This window comes from Pseudomonas sp. F-14 TE3482, from assembly GCF_053629455.1.
Map to the genome: position 1 here is coordinate 280,324 of NZ_JBRJII010000001.1, position 19,739 is coordinate 300,062.

Genomic DNA, 19,739 nt, shown 5'->3' on the forward strand with positions numbered 1-19,739 from the left:
AACATGAAAAAAATCTGCTTATTTTTAGGCTGCGCCCTGCTGTTCGCAGGATTTGCCCAAGCCGCTGAAAAACCCGTGATCCGCATCGGCGCCCGGGTGTTCACTGAACAAACCCTGCTGGCGGAAATCACTTCCCAATACCTGCGCACCAAGGGTTATGACACCCAAGTGACCGGCGGTCTGGGCAGTAATCTCGCCCGCAGCGCCCACGAAAGTGGTCAGCTGGACTTGATGTGGGAATACACCGGCGTGTCGCTGGTGGCTTACAACCACATCACCGACAAGCTCGATAGCGCTCAGTCTTACGCCCGGGTGAAAGAACTCGACGCAAAAAAAGGCCTGGTCTGGCTCACCCCGTCGAAGTTCAGCAATACCTACGCCCTGGCACTGCCGGAAAACACCGCAAAAGCGTATCCGCAGATCAACACCATCAGCGAGCTGAACACTGTGCTGCAGGCTGAGGCGAAGACCAATCACCTCGTCGCCCTGGACACCGAGTTTGCCAACCGTTCCGACGGTCTCGATGGCATGGTGGATCTCTACGGCATGAACCTGACCCGCAACAACATCCGGCAGATGGATGCTGGTTTGGTCTACACCGCCCTGCGCAATGGCCAGGTGTTCGCCGGTCTGGTCTACACCACCGACGGTCGCTTGAACGCCTTCAAGCTGAAGCTGCTGGAAGACGACAAGCATTACTTCCCGGACTACACCGCCGCGCCGGTGGTGCGTCAGGTTTACCTCGACGCCCACCCGAAACTCGCCGAAGAGCTCAAGCCGCTGGCCGAACTGTTCGACGACGCCACCATGCGTCAGCTCAACGCGCGGGTCGATGTCGATCACGAAAGTCCTTCATCCGTTGCTGCAGATTTCCTGCGCCAACATCCATTGAACTAAGGAGGAAAAGACATGGAATTTCTCAACGCCTTTTCCCATCTCGATTGGCCGCAGGTTTTGCACCTGACCTGGCAGCACATCACCCTGGTTGGCATCGCCGTGACCCTGGCGATTGTGGTCGGCGTGCCGTTGGGCATCCTGATGACCCGCTTCCCGACACTGGCCGGCCCGTTGCAAGCCAGCGCTACGGTGTTGCTGACCGTGCCATCGATTGCGCTGTTCGGCCTGCTGCTGCCGTTCTATTCGAAATTCGGCCAGGGCCTCGGCCCGATGCCGGCGATCACCGCAGTGTTTCTGTACTCGTTGCTGCCGATCATGCGTAACACCTACCTGGCGCTGACCGGCGTGGAACCTGGCATTCGTGAAGCGGCGCGTGGCATCGGCATGACCTTCGGCCAGCGCCTGCGCATGGTCGAACTGCCGATTGCCGTGCCAGTGATCCTCGCCGGCGTGCGCACCGCCGTGGTCATGAACATCGGCGTGATGACCATCGCCGCGACCATCGGCGCCGGTGGCCTCGGTGTACTCATTCTCGCTTCCATCAGCCGCAGCGACATGTCGATGCTGATTGTCGGCGCCGTGCTGGTCAGTCTTCTGGCCATCTTCGCCGACCTGCTTCTGCAATGGCTGCAACGCACGCTGACTCCAAAAGGACTGCTCAAATGATCGAACTTCAAAACCTCAGCAAGACCTTCCAAAGCAACGGCAAAGATGTGAAAGCCGTGGACTCGGTGAGCCTGACCGTCAATGAAGGCGAAATCTGTGTGTTCCTCGGGCCATCGGGTTGCGGTAAAAGCACCACGCTGAAGATGATCAACCGCCTGATCAAGCCAACCTCGGGCAGGATCCTGATCAACGGCGAAGACACCACTGACCTCGACGCCGTCACCCTGCGTCGCAACATCGGTTATGTGATCCAGCAGATCGGTCTGTTCCCGAACATGACCATCGAGGAAAACATCACCATCGTTCCGCGCCTGCTGGGCTGGGACAAACAGAAATGCCACGACCGCGCTCGCGAGTTGATGAGCATGATCAAGCTCGAACCCAAGCAGTATCTGACTCGCTACCCGCGTGAATTGTCCGGTGGCCAGCAGCAGCGGATCGGCGTGATTCGCGCGCTGGCAGCGGATGCGCCGCTGTTGTTGATGGACGAGCCGTTCGGCGCGGTCGACCCGATCAACCGCGAGATGATTCAGAACGAGTTCTTCGAGATGCAACGGGCACTGAACAAGACCGTGATCATGGTCAGCCACGACATCGACGAAGCGATCAAGCTCGGCGACAAGATCGCGATTTTCCGTGCTGGGAAACTGATGCAAATCGACCATCCGGACACGCTGCTCGCGCACCCGGCGGACGACTTTGTCAGCAACTTCGTCGGCCAGGACAGCACCCTCAAGCGCCTGTTGCTGGTGAAAGCCGAAGATGCAGCGGACAACGCGCCTTCGGTGAGCCCGGAAACGCCAGTGGCCGATGCGCTGGAATTGATGGACGAACTGGACCGTCGCTACGTGGTGGTTACCTGTGCCGAGAACAAGGCCTTGGGCTACGTGCGTCGTCGCGACCTGCACCGCCAGACCGGCACCTGCGCGCAATACCTGCGTGAGTTCAACGCCACCGCGGCGTACGACGAGCATTTGCGCATCCTGCTGTCGCGCATGTACGAGTTCAACCGCTCGTGGCTGCCGGTGATGGATGCCGAGCGGGTGTTCCTGGGTGAGGTGACTCAGGAATCGATTGCCGAGTACTTGAGCTCCGGTAAGTCTCGTGGGGGCAAGACCAGTATTGTTTCGCCGGCCGAGACTGCTGTCGCCTGATCTGACGTCTTCGCGGGCAAGCCTCGCTCCTGCAGGTTCTCCGCCGTACCTGTGGGAGCGCGGCCAAGTTGTTCAATCAGGAGGAGATCGCCTGATCGGCGGGAATGAACTGGAAGATCGCATCAGCAGTCGTCGTTTGCGGAAACGTTATACGGATCATCGGGATCCAGATGCCGGTTTGCGTCTTGAAGTCTCGCTGGTCATATTGCGCCCCCGCCTTACCGGCATCGTTGATATAGAAAACCGCCTCGACCGGGAGGGTTTTACCCATATTCTGAGCCCATTTGGCCATGCGGAATTCGTTCTGCGTATTGAAAGCAAAGGTGCCACCCATCCCCTGTGCTTTAATCGCTTCATTGAAGGCAGTGGTTGCCCCCTGATTCAAAGTGTCGCGCACGTTAAACCCGCACAGATATCCATACTTGTTCGGGTAGCTATTGTAATGAACAATATATTGAGCTGCGCTGTTAATACCTTGAGACTGACACTCCCGCCCCGAGGGAAGACCAGATACCTGCCCACAACCTTGCTGATCCCGACTGTTAGTTGCCCCATCCACCGGAAAAAAACAGAGTATTTCCGGATCCATCTTATCGACAGGAGCAAAAAATATCGGATAAAAAATAAAGCCATTATTGTAGCCAAACACCAGTTTGTTAAACTTGGCGTCCGCCCGCAGATAGGAAAACGAAACCCCGGTAGCTGCGGGATTCGGGTTCCAGAAGTGAAATTGGGTGGAGTGTTGGGTGGCACGTAACAGCACGCCCGAACACAGGAAGGCCGGTGCAGAAGGGTTATTGCCGCACATGTTCACCTTATTGTGGTAACGTTCCGTGAGGTATTGCGCGGTCACCGGGCCGGATGCCGCGCCCAATGTACCGACCGCGGAAGACTCGATAACTTGCTCATCGGAACCCTGCACCTTGACCGGTGCAACTTCTTGAGTCGCACAGCCAACCAGCACCAATGCCATCAACCAGACAATTATTCTATTCATCTTCATGCACTCCCTGCGACTAATATTCAAGGTAGAAACAAACACACAGCACCACAGCGACAGCTGTCCATTTTGATAACGTGGCCGAAAGAGCCCACAGATAAAATAAAAGTGTTGTTACCTTAATAAGATCGCAGCCATCCCACACCTGCTAGAAATAACAGTAATGATGCCTTGGCCATAATTGTTCGAGATTAAAACCCACCACTTATAACCATCTCGTCGATCACTGCACCCGACGAAAAATGAAGGATCAGGGGGAACATCAACCTGTCATGTGGGTCGGTTACATCAGAGACAGAGCGGCACCGCACGACGGATGCGTGCAAAAACGCGACATTTTTTGTTGATCTCGAGCTCCTCACGCCCTAAAGTTCGCGCCGAACGTCCATGCTGGAAACGATCCATCCGGCTCAAGTACTGACGACGAGACAGCAAGGCCAAGGGAAAGCACCGCCTCCCATGGCCTTTTTGCTTTCGGCGACATGCCTTGGGAAGTAGGCGAACCAAAGTGGGGATACGGAGGGCGTTCATTTGCACCCATTGATAATTTCAGTTTGCCAGTAGGAGTTCCCAGCATGTCGATCAACGTCGAAGACTATTTCGCGCGCGATACCTTCCAGAAAATGAAGGCCTTCGCCGACAAACAAGAAACCCCGTTCGTGGTGATCGACACCGCGATGATCAGCCAGGCCTACGACGACCTGCGCGCCGGTTTCGAATTCGCCAAGGTCTACTACGCAGTCAAGGCCAACCCGGCCGTTGAAATCATCGACCTGCTCAAAGAAAAAGGTTCGAACTTCGACATCGCCTCGATCTACGAGCTCGACAAAGTGATGAACCAGGGCGTCGGCCCGGATCGCATCAGCTACGGCAACACCATCAAGAAATCCAAAGACATTCGCTACTTCTACGACAAGGGCGTGCGTCTGTACGCCACCGACTCCGAAGCTGACCTGCGCAACATTGCCAAGGCAGCTCCGGGCTCGAAAGTCTACGTGCGCATCCTGACTGAAGGCTCGACCACCGCTGACTGGCCACTGTCGCGTAAATTCGGCTGCCAGACCGACATGGCCATGGACCTGCTGATCCTTGCTCGCGACCTGGGCCTGGTGCCTTACGGCATCTCGTTCCACGTTGGTTCGCAGCAGCGCGACATCAGCGTCTGGGATGCGGCGATCGCCAAGGTCAAAGTGATCTTCGAACGCCTGAAAGAAGAAGACGGTATTCACCTGAAGCTGATCAACATGGGCGGTGGCTTCCCGGCCAACTACATCACCCGCACCAACAGCCTGGAAACCTACGCTGAAGAAATCATCCGTTTCCTCAAGGAAGACTTCGGCGACGACCTGCCGGAAATCATCCTCGAGCCAGGCCGCTCGCTGATTGCCAACGCCGGCATCCTGGTCAGTGAAGTGGTGCTGGTCGCGCGTAAATCCCGTACCGCCGTCGAGCGATGGGTGTACACGGATGTGGGCAAATTCTCTGGCCTGATCGAAACCATGGACGAAGCCATCAAGTTCCCGATCTGGACCGAGAAGAAAGGCGAGATGGAAGAAGTGGTCATCGCCGGTCCAACCTGCGACAGCGCCGACATCATGTACGAAAACTACAAGTACGGCCTGCCGCTGAACCTGGCGATCGGTGACCGTTTGTACTGGCTGTCGACCGGTGCGTATACCACCAGCTACAGCGCTGTTGAGTTCAATGGCTTCCCGCCACTGAAATCTTTCTACGTATAAGCGCTACACGCAGAAATCAAAAAGCCCATGACCTGTCATGGGCTTTTTTGTGTCTGCGATGATCGTTCCCACGCTCTGCGTGGGAACGATCAAAAGATCGCAGCCTTCGGCAGCTCCTACAGGTTCAGCTCTGCGCAGCGTTGCGTGTAGTCTTCGGCCAACTTGCGAATTTGCGGATTCACCGCGTTCAACAGTGCTTTGCTCGCCACCCGCAAGAAATTCAGATTCCCGCCATCCAGTGCCTTGTGCAGCCAGCCCAGCGCCTCGTCTATCTTGCCTTCATCCGCCAACACCGCTGCATAACTGAATTGCCCACGAAAATCCCCGCCGACCGCCGAGCGTCGATACCAGTCACGGGCTGCTTGCGGATCTGCCGGGCAAACCCGGCCTTCTTCCAGATAACGCCCCAGCAGGTTCATCGACTTCGCATGGCCCAATTCAGCTGCTTGCCGATACAGACTCAGCACTTGCACCTGATCCTCGATCACTCCACGACCAGTAGCCAGCAGATTGGCGTAGTTGTACATCGCCCAATCCAGTCCGGCTTCAGCGGCAACACGATAATGCCCCGCGGCTATCGAAGCATCGGCGGTGCAACCCCAACCATGTTCATGACAACGGCCGAGCATGTTGCGCGCCATAGAGTGTCCACCCTGGGCGGCGATCTCGAACCAGCGCAGCGCAAGCGGCTGATCCTGAGCGATGCCACGGCCGTCGAGCAGGATCTGCCCGAGCAACGCCTGAGCATCGAGCACGCCTTCACGGGCGGCGATCAGGATCGCCTGAGCCGCTCGCGCCGGGCTTTCTTCGAGCATCGATTTGAGGCGGTCGCCGTCGAGGACTTCCTCGCGGTGCAACCGAAAGTCCGTCACTTACACCTCGACCCAGCGACGCAACAGGTTGTGATAGGTGCCGGTCAGGCGGATCAATGAAGGATGGTCGGGCATGTCCTGGGTCAGTTGCTGAATCGCCCCGTCCATCTCGAACAGCAAGGCGCGCTGGCTGTCTTCACGCACCAGGCTTTGCGTCCAGAAAAACGAGGCGTAACGGGTGCCGCGAGTAACGGCGTTGACCTTGTGCAGGCTGGTCCCGGGATACAGGACCATGTCGCCGGCGGGCAATTTCACGCGCTGGGTGCCGAAGGTGTCCTGGATTTCCAGTTCACCGCCGTCGTAGTCCTCCGGCTCACTGAAGAACAGCGTCGCCGACAGGTCGGTGCGCACACGCTCGATGCTGCCCTTGGGCTGACGCACGGCGTTGTCGATGTGGAAGTCGAAACTACCACCGGCCGTGTAGCAGTTCAGTAACGGAGGGAAAACCTTGTGCGGTAATGCCGCCGACATGAACTGCGGATTTTTCCACAACCGCTCGAGCATCGCCGCACCGATTTCCTTGGCCAACGGATGCCCTTGCGGCAGTTGCAGATTGTGCTTGGCCTTGGCCGACTGGTAACCGGCGGTGATTTTGCCATCGGCCCAATCCGCCTGCGTCAAGGCTTCGCGAATGCGCTGCACTTCTTCTTTCGCGAACACGCCGGGAATGTGCAGCAACATGGAAAGACCACCTGAAGGCAAAGGGGCGCCAATGGTATTGATTCTTATTGCCTGTGTAAAACCCGTGTGACGAATGAAACCGCAAAAACCGTAAAGGTAAATTGTAAAGAATGTAAATTTGTCGCGAATAGTAACGTTTCGCAATTGATACAGATACGTATTTACTCTACATTCCGCGGCCTCAAATCCTTGGGGAGGGGAATTCACATGTCACGCCAACAACCACAATTAACGGTCGGTTCACCGCGTTTGCTCGCGTCTGCAATTGGCGTGGCGATCACTGCCGGCTCTGCGGGCCACATGGTTTTCGCGGCCGAGAAGACCGACGAAAAAGCACCGAACAATGCGATTTCCCTGGACGCGACCAGCGTTGTGGGCGAGCAGTACGACACCTCCTACAAGACCGATACTTCGGCTTCCAAGAAGTACACCGCGCCACTGCGCGAGACGCCGAAAAGCGTCACCGTGATTCCGCAACAAGTGATTCGCGACACCGGCGCCACCAGTCTGGTCGACGCCCTGCGCACCACCCCGGGCATCACCTTTGGTGCTGGCGAAGGCGGCAACCCGGCCGGCGATCGTCCGATCATTCGCGGCTTCAACGCTGAAAGCGACACGTTCGTCGACGGCATGCGCGACCCTGCGTCCCAAAGCCGCGAGATCTTCAACGTTGAATCGATCGAAGTCAGCAAGGGCCCGGGCTCAGCCTTCACCGGCGCCGGTTCCACCGGTGGCAGTCTGAACCTGGTGAGCAAGACCCCCAAGCTGGGCAATTCCTACAACGGCGGCTTCACCTGGGGCTCGGACCAGACCCAGCGCACCACCCTTGATCTGAACCAGCAGATGACCGACACCTCGGCCTTGCGCCTGAACCTGATGAAGCACGAAGCCAACGTCGCCGGCCGTGACACCGTGGATGTCAGTCGCTGGGGCGTCGCACCGTCCTTCGCGTTCGGCCTGGGCACCGATACCCGCTTGACCGTCGGCTACTACCACGTCGAGACCGACGACATGCCCGACTACGGCATCCCGTTGACATTGAGCCCCAACCGCAGCAAGTACAACGTCGATAAACCTGCACATGTCGATCGCGACAACTTCTACGGCCTCACCGGTCGCGACTTTCGCCAGACCACCAATGACAGCGGCACCCTCAAGATCGAACACGATCTGAATGAAGACCTGACCGTCTCGAACAGCTTCCGCATGTCCCGTTCAACCCTGGACTACATCGTCACCAACCCGGACGACAGCAAGGGCAACGTGGTCAATGGCAACGTGTACCGGGGTGCGAAGAGCCGTAACTCGACGTCCAGCGGCTGGATCAACCAGACCGACCTGAGCGCCAAGTTCAACACCGGCGCCATCGAGCACAGTCTGGTGACCGGTCTGGAGTTTTCCTATCAGGACACCCACAACCGCCCGTACACCCTGACCTCCACCGCCAGCGGCACTCGATGCAACCGCGCCCTGTTCAACTCCGGCGACTGCACCAGCCTGTACAACCCGACGCCTGGGGATAACTGGAATGGCAGGATCACCGACAGCGCCGCGTTCACTGACACCAACACCAAAACCGCCGCGGCCTACGTGTTCGATACCCTGAAGTTCAACGAGCAATGGTCCCTGAACCTGGGCCTGCGTTATGACAACTACCAGGTCGAATCCAGCGGCCACGCCAACGCCAGCAGCACAGCGCCAGCGAACGATTTCTCCCGTGCGAACACCAGCGACCTGGTGAACTACCAGATCGGCGTGGTCTACAACCCGTTGCCTAACGGCAGCATCTACGCGGCCTACTCGACCTCCAGCAACCCGGCCGGCGAAACCAGCGGCAACGGTGGCCTTGAACTGGCCGCGAACAACAGCCGTCTGGACCCGGAAAAGAACCGCAACTACGAAATCGGCACCAAGTGGGACTTCTTCGGTGACGACCTGTCGCTGACCGCCGCGCTGTTCCGCACCGAGAAAACCAACGCGCGGATCAACGATCCAGACGGCGGCACCACGCAAGTACTGGACGGCGAACAGCAGGTCAATGGCCTGGAACTGAGCTACGCCGGCAAGCTGACCCGTAACTGGAGAGTCTTCGGCGGCTACACCTACATGGACAGCGAAGTGGTCAAAACCACCCTCGCCGCCGATGAAGGCAACCACATGCCAAGCACGCCACAGAACAATTTCACGTTCTGGTCGACCTACGACCTGGTGCCAGACAAGTTGACCATCGGTGCCGGTGCGACCTACGTCGATTCCCAGTTCGGCAACGTCGCCAACTCGGTGGAGATCCCGTCTTACTGGCGTTACGACGCGATGGCCAGCTATCGCCTGACCAAGAACGTCGACCTGCAACTCAACGTACAGAACCTGACCGACGAGCGTTACTTCGACCAGATCCTCCAGAACCACTACGCCCACGTTGCAGCGGGCCGTACTGCCCTGCTGAGTGCCAACTTCCACTTCTGATAACAGAAGCGAAAGGCCAAAGCCCCAATGCCAGTCAGTTAAACGAGAATCCCTGTGGGAGCGGGCTTGCCCGCGAAAGCAGTGTATGGGGCGACATCAAAGGTGACTGTACCGCCGTCTTCGCGGGCAAGCCCGCTCCCACAGGTTCCGCGGCGTAACTGACTGGCATTAGGCCAAAGCCCCGTTCATCTAAGTGAACGGGGCTTTTGTGTGTAAAAAAGAATGCTTCTCGACAACTCACGGCATAATGCGCGCCGTGATGATGACTTTTGAACGAACAAGGCGAGCGACGTGTTGAAGAAATCCCTGTTCCAGTTGCACTGGTTTTTCGGCATCAGCGCCGGACTGGTCCTGGCCCTGATGGGCATCACCGGGGCGGCGGTATCGTTCCAGGATGAAATCCTGCGGGCGTTGAACCCCTCTGTGCTGCACGTCGAAAAGCAGATTGCCGGCGTACTGCCGCCTGCCGAGCTGGTAGAAAAAATCGAAGGCGCTTCAGGCAAGAAAGTCTCGATGCTCTGGGTCGAGACCGACAGCGGCAACGCCGCGCGGGTGATCTTCACGGCGCCACCCGGTGAACGTCGCGGGCCGATGCGTTACTTCGACCCGTACACCGGCGAGTTCATGGGCGACGTCACCGGCCAGGATTTCTTTGGCCTGATGCTGCAACTGCACCGGGTCCTGGCCATGGGCGATATCGGCCGGCAGATCACCGGTGCCTGTACCCTGATTCTGCTGTTCTTCTGCCTGTCCGGCCTGTACCTGCGTTGGCCACGCCAGTGGAAAAGCTGGCGCGCCTGGCTGACCCTGGACTGGAATAAAAAAGGTCGCAGCTTCAACTGGGATTTGCACTCAGTGGCTGGTACCTGGTGCCTGGTGTTCTATCTTTTGGCAGCGCTCACCGGGCTATCCTGGTCGTACGAGTGGTACAACAAAGGCCTGACTCGACTGCTTTCCGATTCGCCGCAGAACGAACGGGTCCGCAGTGGTCGCGGTCCTGCGCCAAGCGGCCCGGCCCCCACTGCCGATTACGCGGCGATATGGAGCAGCATCTACAGCGCCGCCGGCCCAGGGCTTGCCTCCTACAACGTGCGTATGCCGCCCGTGGCCGGGCAACCGGCAACGGTGTTCTACCTGCTGAAGAATTCCCCCCACGACCAGGCACGGAACCAGCTCACCCTCGATCCGGCGACCGGCATCGTCAGCCGTCATGACCGCTACAGCGACAAGAGCCTCAAGGCGCAGCTGCTGACCAGTATCTATGCGCTGCACGTCGGCAGTTATTTCGGGATGATCGGGCGGATTATCCTGACCATCGCCGCGCTGACCATGCCGCTGTTTTTCATCACTGGCTGGTTGCTGTACCTGGACCGTCGACGCAAGAAACGCCAGATCAAGGACGCCCGCAAAGGCCTCGCACAACCGAGCGGTGATGCACCGGCATGGCTGATCGGCTTCGCCAGTCAGAGCGGGTTTGCCGAACAGCTCGCCTGGCAGACCGCCGGACAATTGCAGGCCGCCGGGTTGCCGGTGAAGGTTCAACCGTTGGCCAATGTCAGCGAACAGGACCTGCAGGATTCCAGCAACGCGCTGTTTGTGGTCAGCACCTTCGGCGACGGTGAAGCACCGGACAGCGCCCGAGGATTCGAACGCAAAGTGCTGGGTCGGGCGCTGAGCTTCGACAGCCTTAACTATGCCGTGCTCGGCCTCGGTGACCGTCAGTATCAACACTTCTGCGGCTTCGCCCGCCGCTTGCACACCTGGCTGGGTGAGCACGGCGGCAAGACCTTGTTCGCCCCGGTGGAAGTCGACAGCGGCGACCCCTACGCCCTGCGTCACTGGCAACAGCAGCTCGGTCTGTTGACTGGCCAGGCACCGGTGGATACCTGGCAAGCGCCCAGCTACGACAACTGGACCCTGACCCGCCGCGAATTGATGAACCCGGACAGCAGCGGTTCGCCCGTGTATTTGCTCGGCCTCAGTGCCCCCACCACCAGCAGCTGGCTGGCCGGGGATCTGGTGGAAGTGCTGCCGCGCAATTGTCCGTGGGCCATCGAGCATTTCCTCGACGGTTTGGGGATCGACGGTCGGGCCACGGTTGAGTTCGATGGCCTGTCGCAAACGCTGGAACAAGCCCTGGCCAGCCGCCAACTGCCCGAGAACCGCGCGCATCTGGTCGGTCTGCATGCACAAGCGCTGGCAGACGCCTTGGTGCCGTTGGCCATGCGCGAATACTCCATCGCCTCGATCGCCGCCGACGGCGTGCTGGAATTGATCGTGCGTCAGGAATTGCATGCCGACGGCAGCCTGGGCGTTGGTTCCGGTTGGCTGACCGAACACGCGCCTGTGGGTAGCAGCATCAGTTTGCGGGTACGCCGCAACAGTGGTTTCCATCTACCGAACGAACCCGTGCCGATGATTCTGCTGGGCAACGGCACCGGGCTGGCGGGGTTGCGCAGTTTGCTCAAGGCGCGGATTGCCGACGGGCAGCAGCGTCACTGGCTGCTGTTTGGCGAGCGTCATCGCGAGCACGACTACCTATGCCGCGCGGAACTGGAAGAGTGGTTGATCAACGGTGATCTGACGCGACTGGATCTGGCATTCTCGCGGGATCAGACCGAGAAGATCTATGTGCAGGATCGCCTGCGCGAGTCGGCCGACGAGTTGAAAAAATGGCTGGCCGATGGCGCCGTGATTTACATCTGCGGCAGTTTGCAGGGGATGGCTTCAGGGGTGGATCACGTGCTCAATGAATTGCTTGGCATTGAAGAAGTCGACCGCTTGATCGAACAAGGCCGCTACCGCCGCGACGTCTACTGACACCCTTGATCCCCTGTGGGAGCGGGCTTGCCCGCGATGAGGCCATCACATCCAACATTGATGTTGCTGACAGTCCGCAATCGCGGGCAAGCCCGCTCCCACATTTGATCGATGTCCACTCAAACGATAGTTGCCAGCCTTAAACCGGCTGCAATTTACGCTCAAACACCCCCACCCCATCCAGATCCCGCAACACCACACTCATCTCCCCCGTCTGCCCATCGATGTTCACCTCGCCAAAAAACTGAAACCCGGCAAACGGCGAGGTGTTCTGCGCCGGTGGTGCTTTCTCGAACACCACTTCGGGGCCGAAGGTTTTATCCAGCGCATTCGGCCCGAAGCTCCCCGCATTCAACGGCCCCGCGACAAATTCCCAGAACGGTTCGAAGTCCTGAAACGCCGCGCGGTCCGGGTGGTAATGGTGCGCCGCGCAGTAATGCACATCCGCCGTGAGGAATACGAAATTGCGCACCCGCTGCGCCCGCAGAAAACCGAGCAGTTCGGCGATTTCCACTTCACGGCCCTGAGCCGAGCCAGGGTCACCGTTAGCCACCGCCTCCCAACGCGCCACACCAGGGCTGACTTCTCCGTCGGGTACGCCGAGGCCAATAGGCATGTCGGCGGCGATGACTTTCCATTGGGCCTGGGAGCCTTTCAACTCACGTTTGAGCCAGTCCAATTGTTCTCGACCGAGAAACGGCTTGGCGGCACCGAGATTGTCATCATTGGCTTCGCGATAACTGCGCATGTCGAGTACGAACACATCCAGCAGCGGCCCATAACTCAGCTTGCGATAAATCCGCCCGCCGTCATCGGCACTCTGCAAGCGCATCGGCGCGTATTCCAGCCAGGCCTGACGCGCGCGGCCCACCAGGCTGTGGATATCTTTGCTTTTGTAGCGCTCATCCAGTTGTTTGCCCGGCGACCAGTTGTTCACCACTTCGTGGTCGTCCCACTGCCAGATTTGCGGGACCTCGGCATTGAAGCGGCGGATGTTTTCGTCCATCAGGTTGTAACGGTAATTGCCACGATAGTCGTCGAGGGTTTCGGCGACTTTGCTCTTGGCTTCGCTGGTGAAGTTGCGCCACACCCGGCCACTTTCGGTGGTCAGTTGCGCCGGCACCGGGCCGTCGGCGTAGATGGTGTCGCCGCTGTGGATAAAAAAATCCGGCAGGCGCAGACGCATCGCTTCGTAGATACGCATGCCGCCGATGTCCGGGTTGATGCCAAAGCCCTGGCCGACCGTGTCGCCGCTCCAGACAAACCGAATATCCCGCCGAGCGGTTGGCACACTGCGCAGATGACCGAACCAGGGTTCACTGGCGACACCGCTTTGGGCGTCTTCGAAAGTCACGCGGTAGAAAATCGCCTGATCGGCGGGCAGGCCCGTGAGTTCGACCCGGGCGGTAAAGTCAGTGCGGGCATCGGCCAATGGCGAGACGAATCGACGAGGATTACTGAACAGGCTCCGTGTGTCCCATTCCACCACCATCCGCGCCGCACGGTCACTACGGCTCCAGATCATCGCCCGGTCGCCCAACAGGTCGCCGGACTGCACGCCATCGGTGAGTTGCGGCCGATCCTTGACCGAAGCAATCACCGCCGGGGCCAGGCCGGGCAGCAACAGCCCGGCGCCAACGGCTTGCATGACGCGACGACGGCCGAGGTCAAATTCGCTCATGGTGTTCTCCCTGGAAAAGGAAAACTTAAGCATGTGCGCATGACGCTCGTGTGAAAAACGCAAACCCTGTGGGAACGGGCTTGCCCGTGATAGCAGCGCAACAGTCACCGAATGGGTTGAATGTTAAACCGTCATCGCGGGCAAGCCCGCTCCCACAGGGTTTAGAGTCAGGCGTTGGCCGGTTCCAGCGCCAGTTCTACTGTTTCCGGCCGCTTGAGCAGCGCATACGTCACCGCCGTCAGCACACTCCCGGCCACGATCGCCAGCAGATACAACAGTGCATGGTTGATCGCATTCGGAATCAGCATCACGAACAACCCACCGTGGGGTGCCATGAGTTTGCAGCCGAAATACATCGACAACGCGCCGGTCAGCGCACCGCCGGCGATGCTTGCCGGAATCACCCGCAGCGGGTCTTTTGCCGCAAACGGAATCGCCCCTTCGGAGATAAAGCACAGCCCCAACACCAGCGCCGCTTTACCGGCCTCGCGTTCAGTCTGGGCGAACTTGCGCCGGGCGATGAATGTGGCGATGCCCAGGCCAATCGGCGGCACCATACCAGCTGCCATGGTCGCGGCCATCGGTGCATAACTTTGCGACGCCAGCAGCCCCACCGAAAACGCGTAAGCGGCTTTGTTGATCGGCCCGCCGAGGTCGACGCACATCATGCCGCCCAGCAGCACACCCAGCAGAATGGCGTTGGTGGTGCCCATGCTGTCGAGGAAGTGCGTGAGCCCTGCAAGCATCCCGGCCACCGGTTTGCCGACCACGTAGATCATTACCAGACCGGTGAACAGACTCGCCAGCAACGGAATGATCAGGATCGGTTTCAACGCCTCAAGACTTTGCGGCAAACGCGCATAACGGTTGATCGCCTGGGCGGCATAACCGGCGATGAAACCGGCAATGATCCCGCCGATGAAACCGGCACCCAGGGTGCTCGCCAGCAAACCACCGATCATCCCCGGCGCCAGGCCCGGGCGGTCGGCGATCGAGTAGGCGATATAGCCCGCCAGCAACGGCACCATCAGTTTGAACGCGGTGTCGCCGCCGATCTGCATCAGCGCCGCCGCGAGCGTGCCTTCCTCCTTGAACGCGGTGATGCCGAACACGAAGGACAAGGCAATCATCAGACCGCCCGCCACCACCATCGGCAACATGTACGAGACACCGGTCAGCAGGTGTTTGTAGATGCCGGTCTTCTCTTGTTTGGCCGGGCCTTTGGCGCCGGTCGAAGCGCTTTCCTGCTTGCCTTCGGCCAAGGCTTTGTTCAGCGTCGCTTCGGCCTGTTTCAGCGCAATGCCGGTGCCGCAACGGTAGATTTTCTTGCCAGCGAAACGCTCGGTGGCGACGTCAATATCTGCCGCCAACAACACCACGTCAGCATCGGCAATCGCCTCTGCGCTGAGTGGATTACGCGCGCCGACCGAACCCTGGGTTTCCACTTGCAGATCGTAGCCCAGACGCTTGGCCGCTTGCTGCAAGGCTTCGGCGGCCATGAAGGTGTGGGCGACGCCGGTCGGGCACGCGGTGACAGCTACCAGGCGTGGCGCGCTTTTAACGGCGGCGGCAGGCTCGGCGGCGACTTCGGGCGCGACGTAAACCTCAGCCTCTTCCACCCCGCGACGCAGCACCGCTTCGACATCTTGCAGAGCCTGGGCCGGGGTGCTCTGAAACACCCGTTTGCCGACGAATCGCGACATATCCACCGGCGCACTGGTGACCAGCAACACCCACTCGGCGGCTTCGATGGTCGCAGCCGACAGCTGGCGTTCCGGATGGGCCGCATCAACGACTTCAACACTGGTGCTCCAGCCCTGACGCTGGGCCGCTGCATCGAGCAGACGAGCGCACAGCACACTGGTGACCATGCCGTTCGGGCAGGCCGTAACAATGGCTAACTTCATTGCAAACCCTCTTATTGTTCTGTCAGGGGGCGCAGGCGCACGCCCTGTTCAAGGTGCGCCAGTTGCGCCGCGTCGCCGATACCAAAACCGATCTGGGTCACGGCCATGGCGGCAATCGCGGTGGCGGTGCGCAAGGTTTGTTCGGGCGTATCGGCACTGAGCAAACCGTGCAGCATGCCCGCCAGCAACGAATCCCCCGCCCCAACGGTGCTGATCACGCTGACCTTGGGCGGCGTGGCGTGCATGGCCGAGCCGACACTGAACCAGTTCACCCCGTCGGCACCGTCGGAAATCACCACGTGTTCGATGCCATGCGCATGCAAGCGGCTCGCCGCCTCGGCTTGGGCGCCCACGGAAACCACCTCGCAACCCAGCGCGTCAGCCAATTCTTCGGTGTTGGGTTTGATCAGCCACGGGCCGGCCGCCAGACCTGCGCGCAAGGCTTCACCACTGGTGTCGAGCGCCACTTTCAAACCGCGCTTTTTCAAGCGCTGGATCAACTCCCGCAACCACTGAGGATTCACGCCACGGGGCAGACTCCCGGCCACGACGACCGCGTCATGCCCTGGAGCAATCTGATCAAGTCGATCGAGCAAGGCCTGCTGCGCCGCTTCACTGACCCTCGGCCCCGGGCCGTTGATGTCGGTGATGCGCCCATCGCTTTCCGCCAGTTTGATGTTGCTGCGGGTCTCGCCGGGAACGCGGACAAACGCGTCGGTAAAACCGCGTTTGGCAAACAGGGTTTCGAACGCCTGAAGGTTGTCTTCCCCGAGAAAACCGGTGACGGTCAGCTGATGCCCGAGGTCGGCCAGCACCTGCGCCACGTTCACCCCTTTGCCGGCGGCGTGGGTGTGCATTTCGTCGCTGCGATTGACCTGACCGGGGGTAAGTAGCGGCAATTGGACGGTGAGGTCCAGCGCCGGGTTCAGGGTCAGGGTTAAGATCTTGGCCATTACAGGGCCTCCACTAATGCACGGACTTCGTTCGCGCTGCCCACGGCCAGGGCCTGTTGAGCAAGGGTTTGAGTCTGGGTCAGGCTGAGTTCACGAATGCGCGCCTTGACCTCGGCAATGCTGCGGCCCGACACGCTCAACTCATCCACACCCAGGCCCACCAGCACCGGTACCGCCAGCGGATCGGCCGCCAGTTCACCGCATACGCCGACCCACTTGCCATGAGCATGAGCCGCACGCACGGTGATGTCGATCAGTTGCAGCACCGCCGGATGCAAGCCGTCGGCCTGGGCCGACAAGGTCGGATGACCACGGTCGATGGCCAGGGTGTATTGCGTCAGGTCGTTGGTGCCGACGCTGAAGAAATCCACTTCCTTGGCCAGCACCGGCGCCAGCAAAGCGGCCGACGGCACTTCGATCATGATCCCCAGTTGCAGGTCCGCAACCGGGATTTCCAGGCGCAGACGTTCGGTCATGTCCCGAGCCTGACGCCATTCATCGACGCTGCCGACCATCGGGAACATGATTCGCAATGGACGGTTGTCCGCCGCTCGCAGCAAGGCGCGCAACTGCGCTTCCATGACCTGCGGGCGTTGCAGGGTCAGGCGAATGCCACGCACACCGAGGAACGGGTTTTCTTCTTTCGCGATCGGCCAGTACGGCAGCGGTTTGTCACCACCGACGTCGAGGGTGCGCACCACCAGCGGTCGTCCGGCCAGGCCATCGAGCACACGACGGTATTCGACTTCCTGAGTCACCTCGTCCGGCGCTTGCGAGTGGGCCATGAAAATCAGCTCGGTGCGCAGCAGGCCAATGCCTTCGGCGCCCTGCTCCACCGCACTGGTGACGCCAGCGCTTTCACCGATATTGGCGAACACTTCCACTGCGTGACCATCGGTGGTCAGGGCCGGTTGATGGCGTTGTTCGGCGGCGGCTTTCAGGCGCAGTTCGCGGGTGTCGCGCTCTTCGGTGGCGCGCTGCAAGGTCGCGGCATCGGCGTCCACGTGCAGGCGACCACGTTGACCATCGATCAACAGCGGCGTGCCCGGCTTCAGCAGCAACACCGCAGCACCGGCGCCCACCAGTGCCGGAATACCCAAGGCACGCGCGACAATGGCGCTGTGGGCCGTGGCGCCACCGCGAGCGGTGAGGATGCCGGCCACACGCGTAGGATCAAGACGTGCCACGTCGGACGGGCCGACTTCGTCCATCACCAGAATGTATGGCTGCTCCGGCTCGGCTGGCGTTTCGACGCCACTCAATTGCGCCAGCACCCGACGGCCAATGTCGCGCAAGTCGGCGGCACGTTCGGCGAGCAAGGCGTCCTGCAGCGATTCCTGTTGTTTGGCGGCAGCTTCGATCACCGCCATCCACGCCGCTTCGGCGCTTTCGCCTTGCTTGAGGCGGGTGTCGACTTCGTCGGTCAGTTCCGGGTCGTCGAGCATTTCCTGATGGGTGATAAAAATCTCGCGAATCGCTTTGGCCTTGCTGCGCTCGATCAGGCCTTCGATGTCGCGACGCACATCCGCCAACGCTTGCTTGAGGCGTTCACGCTCGATGGCGGCGGACTCACCGCGCAGCGGGTAATCTATAACTTGCAGCACTTGAATATGCGCCGGGCCGATGGCGATCCCCGGCGCGGCAGCAATCGCCTGAATCAGGCTACCGGAGGCCGGTGCAAGCAGCACTTCGGCAACATCGGCGATCACTTCGCGATGTTGGCTCACTGCCGGCAGCGGCTCGACTTCTTCACCGAGGCCTTCTTCAATGGCCGCCAGCAAGGCGGGCAAGGCGTCGGCAGCGATGGTTGGTTCGGCGATGAATTCCAGCACCTGACCGCGACGGGCGCCGAGGCTGAGCAGTTTGCTCAAACTCTTCACCGACACCGCGCTGTCGTGGCCATCGACGATGCGTACGCGGATTTCGCCTTCAAAACTTTTCGCCAGTTGCGCGAGGATCTTCGCCGGACGCGCATGTAAACCGTGGGCGTTGGCCAAGGCAATGCGTGCGCTCGGCCAATCCGCCGGCACTTCACCGCCGAGGACTTCCAGCACCGCGCGGCTGCTGGTGGCACGGCCCAGCTCATGACCACGGCCTTCGATCAGCAACGCGCAAAGGCGTTCGAGCAATGCCTGATGGGCTTCACCGAGGCTGGCCAGGCAGAACAGACCGCTCAACGGCTGACCGAGGTAGCGCATGGGTTTGTCCGGGGTAACGAACGCCAGGCCCGGACGCTTCACCGTTTGTTCGCTGTGCAGCCACCACAGGCCATCGCCCAGCGGCAGCGCGTCGACCTGCTGCAAGACGCCGGCAAAACCGTTGCTCACGCAATCGGCCTGACGCAGCAAGCGGGCACCGCGCCAGACCAGTTCTTCGAAGTCATCGGCGGAGACTCCGAGGCCGATCATCTGTGCGTCCAGCGCCAATTCTTGCGGCGCGCCTTGCAGCAGTTTCAGCAAGGCTTCGGCGGAACTGGCGCGACGCAGGGCCTGGCCCAGATCGGTTTCACCGAGGGCGCGGGTCAGCAGTTGCAGCAGGCGCAGGTGTTCATCGGATTTGGCGGCGATACCAATCGCCAGGTAAACGATCTGGCCATCACCCCAGTCCACGCCGTCAGGAAACTGCATCAGCCGCACGCCAGTGGAAAACACCAGATCGCGGGTTTGCGGGGTGCCGTGGGGAATGGCAATACCTTGGCCGAGAAAGGTCGAGCCCTGGGCTTCCCGGGCCTGCAAGCCCGCAAGGTAACCATCCGCCACCAGGCCATCGGTCACAAGTCGGTCAGCGAGTAATTGCAGGGCGGTGGCTTTATCCACAGCCGACTGGCCCATGGATATCTGCTCTATGGTGAGCTCGAGCATGCTTTCTCCTTTTTGGCGCCGTGTGACGCCAGGTATTGTTTT

At 60.1% G+C, this 19,739-nt stretch carries 13 protein-coding genes; 6 read left to right on the top strand and 7 right to left on the bottom strand.

The genetic code is table 11. The features are described 5' to 3' along the window. The first annotated feature begins 3 nt into the window (after window positions 1-3). From AB7M26_RS01295 to AB7M26_RS01305, 3 genes are read left to right on the top strand one after another with little or no spacing between them, the layout of a single operon-like run. The gene (locus tag AB7M26_RS01295; protein ID WP_123498920.1) at window positions 4-897 is read left to right on the top strand and encodes a glycine betaine ABC transporter substrate-binding protein; all 894 of its coding nucleotides are present in this window, start codon (window positions 4-6) and stop codon (window positions 895-897) included. Between the two features lie 12 nt (window positions 898-909). Further along, complete coding sequence (locus AB7M26_RS01300; protein WP_063341568.1) at window positions 910-1,563, top strand: ABC transporter permease; 654 nt, start codon at window positions 910-912, stop codon at window positions 1,561-1,563. Then, on the top strand, window positions 1,560-2,717 hold the full coding sequence (locus AB7M26_RS01305; protein WP_123498918.1) for an osmoprotectant ABC transporter ATP-binding protein OsmV: 1,158 nt from the start codon (window positions 1,560-1,562) through the stop codon (window positions 2,715-2,717). The genes AB7M26_RS01300 and AB7M26_RS01305 overlap by 4 nt, the downstream gene beginning before the upstream one ends. Window positions 2,718-2,793: 76 nt before the next feature. On the opposite strand, the gene AB7M26_RS01310 is transcribed toward AB7M26_RS01305, so the two are convergent. Beyond that, the gene (locus AB7M26_RS01310) at window positions 2,794-3,714 is read right to left on the bottom strand and encodes a hypothetical protein (protein ID WP_123499033.1); all 921 of its coding nucleotides are present in this window, start codon (window positions 3,712-3,714) and stop codon (window positions 2,794-2,796) included. 578 nt (window positions 3,715-4,292) lie between these two features. On the opposite strand from AB7M26_RS01310, the gene AB7M26_RS01315 reads away from it, so the two are divergent. Beyond that, window positions 4,293-5,456, top strand: a complete 1,164-nt coding sequence (locus AB7M26_RS01315; RefSeq protein ID WP_123355945.1) for a type III PLP-dependent enzyme — start codon at window positions 4,293-4,295, stop codon at window positions 5,454-5,456. Window positions 5,457-5,572: 116 nt separating this feature from the next. On the opposite strand, the gene AB7M26_RS01320 is transcribed toward AB7M26_RS01315, so the two are convergent. Both AB7M26_RS01320 and AB7M26_RS01325 read right to left on the bottom strand, forming a co-directional pair. Beyond that, on the bottom strand, window positions 5,573-6,271 hold the full coding sequence (locus AB7M26_RS01320) for a tetratricopeptide repeat protein (protein ID WP_123499031.1): 699 nt from the start codon (window positions 6,269-6,271) through the stop codon (window positions 5,573-5,575). Between the two features lie 57 nt (window positions 6,272-6,328). After that, window positions 6,329-7,009 carry a Fe2+-dependent dioxygenase gene (locus AB7M26_RS01325; RefSeq protein ID WP_123498916.1) on the bottom strand — a complete coding sequence of 227 codons (681 nt, stop codon included), beginning with the start codon at window positions 7,007-7,009 and terminating at the stop codon, window positions 6,329-6,331. 207 nt (window positions 7,010-7,216) lie between these two features. Between AB7M26_RS01325 and AB7M26_RS01330 the strand changes: the two genes are divergently transcribed. Both AB7M26_RS01330 and AB7M26_RS01335 read left to right on the top strand, forming a co-directional pair. Then, entirely contained in the window at window positions 7,217-9,475 is a 2,259-nt protein-coding gene (locus AB7M26_RS01330; protein WP_123498914.1) for a TonB-dependent receptor, read from the top strand. Between the two features lie 291 nt (window positions 9,476-9,766). Continuing rightward, the gene (locus tag AB7M26_RS01335; protein ID WP_123498912.1) at window positions 9,767-12,295 is read left to right on the top strand and encodes a PepSY domain-containing protein; all 2,529 of its coding nucleotides are present in this window, start codon (window positions 9,767-9,769) and stop codon (window positions 12,293-12,295) included. A gap of 139 nt (window positions 12,296-12,434) precedes the next feature. Here AB7M26_RS01335 and AB7M26_RS01340 read toward each other — a convergent pair whose 3' ends face one another. From AB7M26_RS01340 to ptsP, 4 genes are all read right to left on the bottom strand, one after another. Beyond that, the gene (locus AB7M26_RS01340) at window positions 12,435-13,976 is read right to left on the bottom strand and encodes an alkaline phosphatase D family protein (RefSeq protein ID WP_123498910.1); all 1,542 of its coding nucleotides are present in this window, start codon (window positions 13,974-13,976) and stop codon (window positions 12,435-12,437) included. A gap of 167 nt (window positions 13,977-14,143) precedes the next feature. Next, window positions 14,144-15,883, bottom strand: a complete 1,740-nt coding sequence (locus AB7M26_RS01345; RefSeq protein ID WP_123498908.1) for a PTS fructose-like transporter subunit IIB — start codon at window positions 15,881-15,883, stop codon at window positions 14,144-14,146. A gap of 11 nt (window positions 15,884-15,894) precedes the next feature. After that, the gene (gene pfkB / locus AB7M26_RS01350) at window positions 15,895-16,836 is read right to left on the bottom strand and encodes a 1-phosphofructokinase (protein ID WP_123498906.1); all 942 of its coding nucleotides are present in this window, start codon (window positions 16,834-16,836) and stop codon (window positions 15,895-15,897) included. Beyond that, window positions 16,836-19,697 carry a phosphoenolpyruvate--protein phosphotransferase gene (gene ptsP / locus AB7M26_RS01355; protein WP_123498904.1) on the bottom strand — a complete coding sequence of 954 codons (2,862 nt, stop codon included), beginning with the start codon at window positions 19,695-19,697 and terminating at the stop codon, window positions 16,836-16,838. The genes pfkB and ptsP overlap by 1 nt, the downstream gene beginning before the upstream one ends. Window positions 19,698-19,739 lie beyond the last annotated feature (42 nt).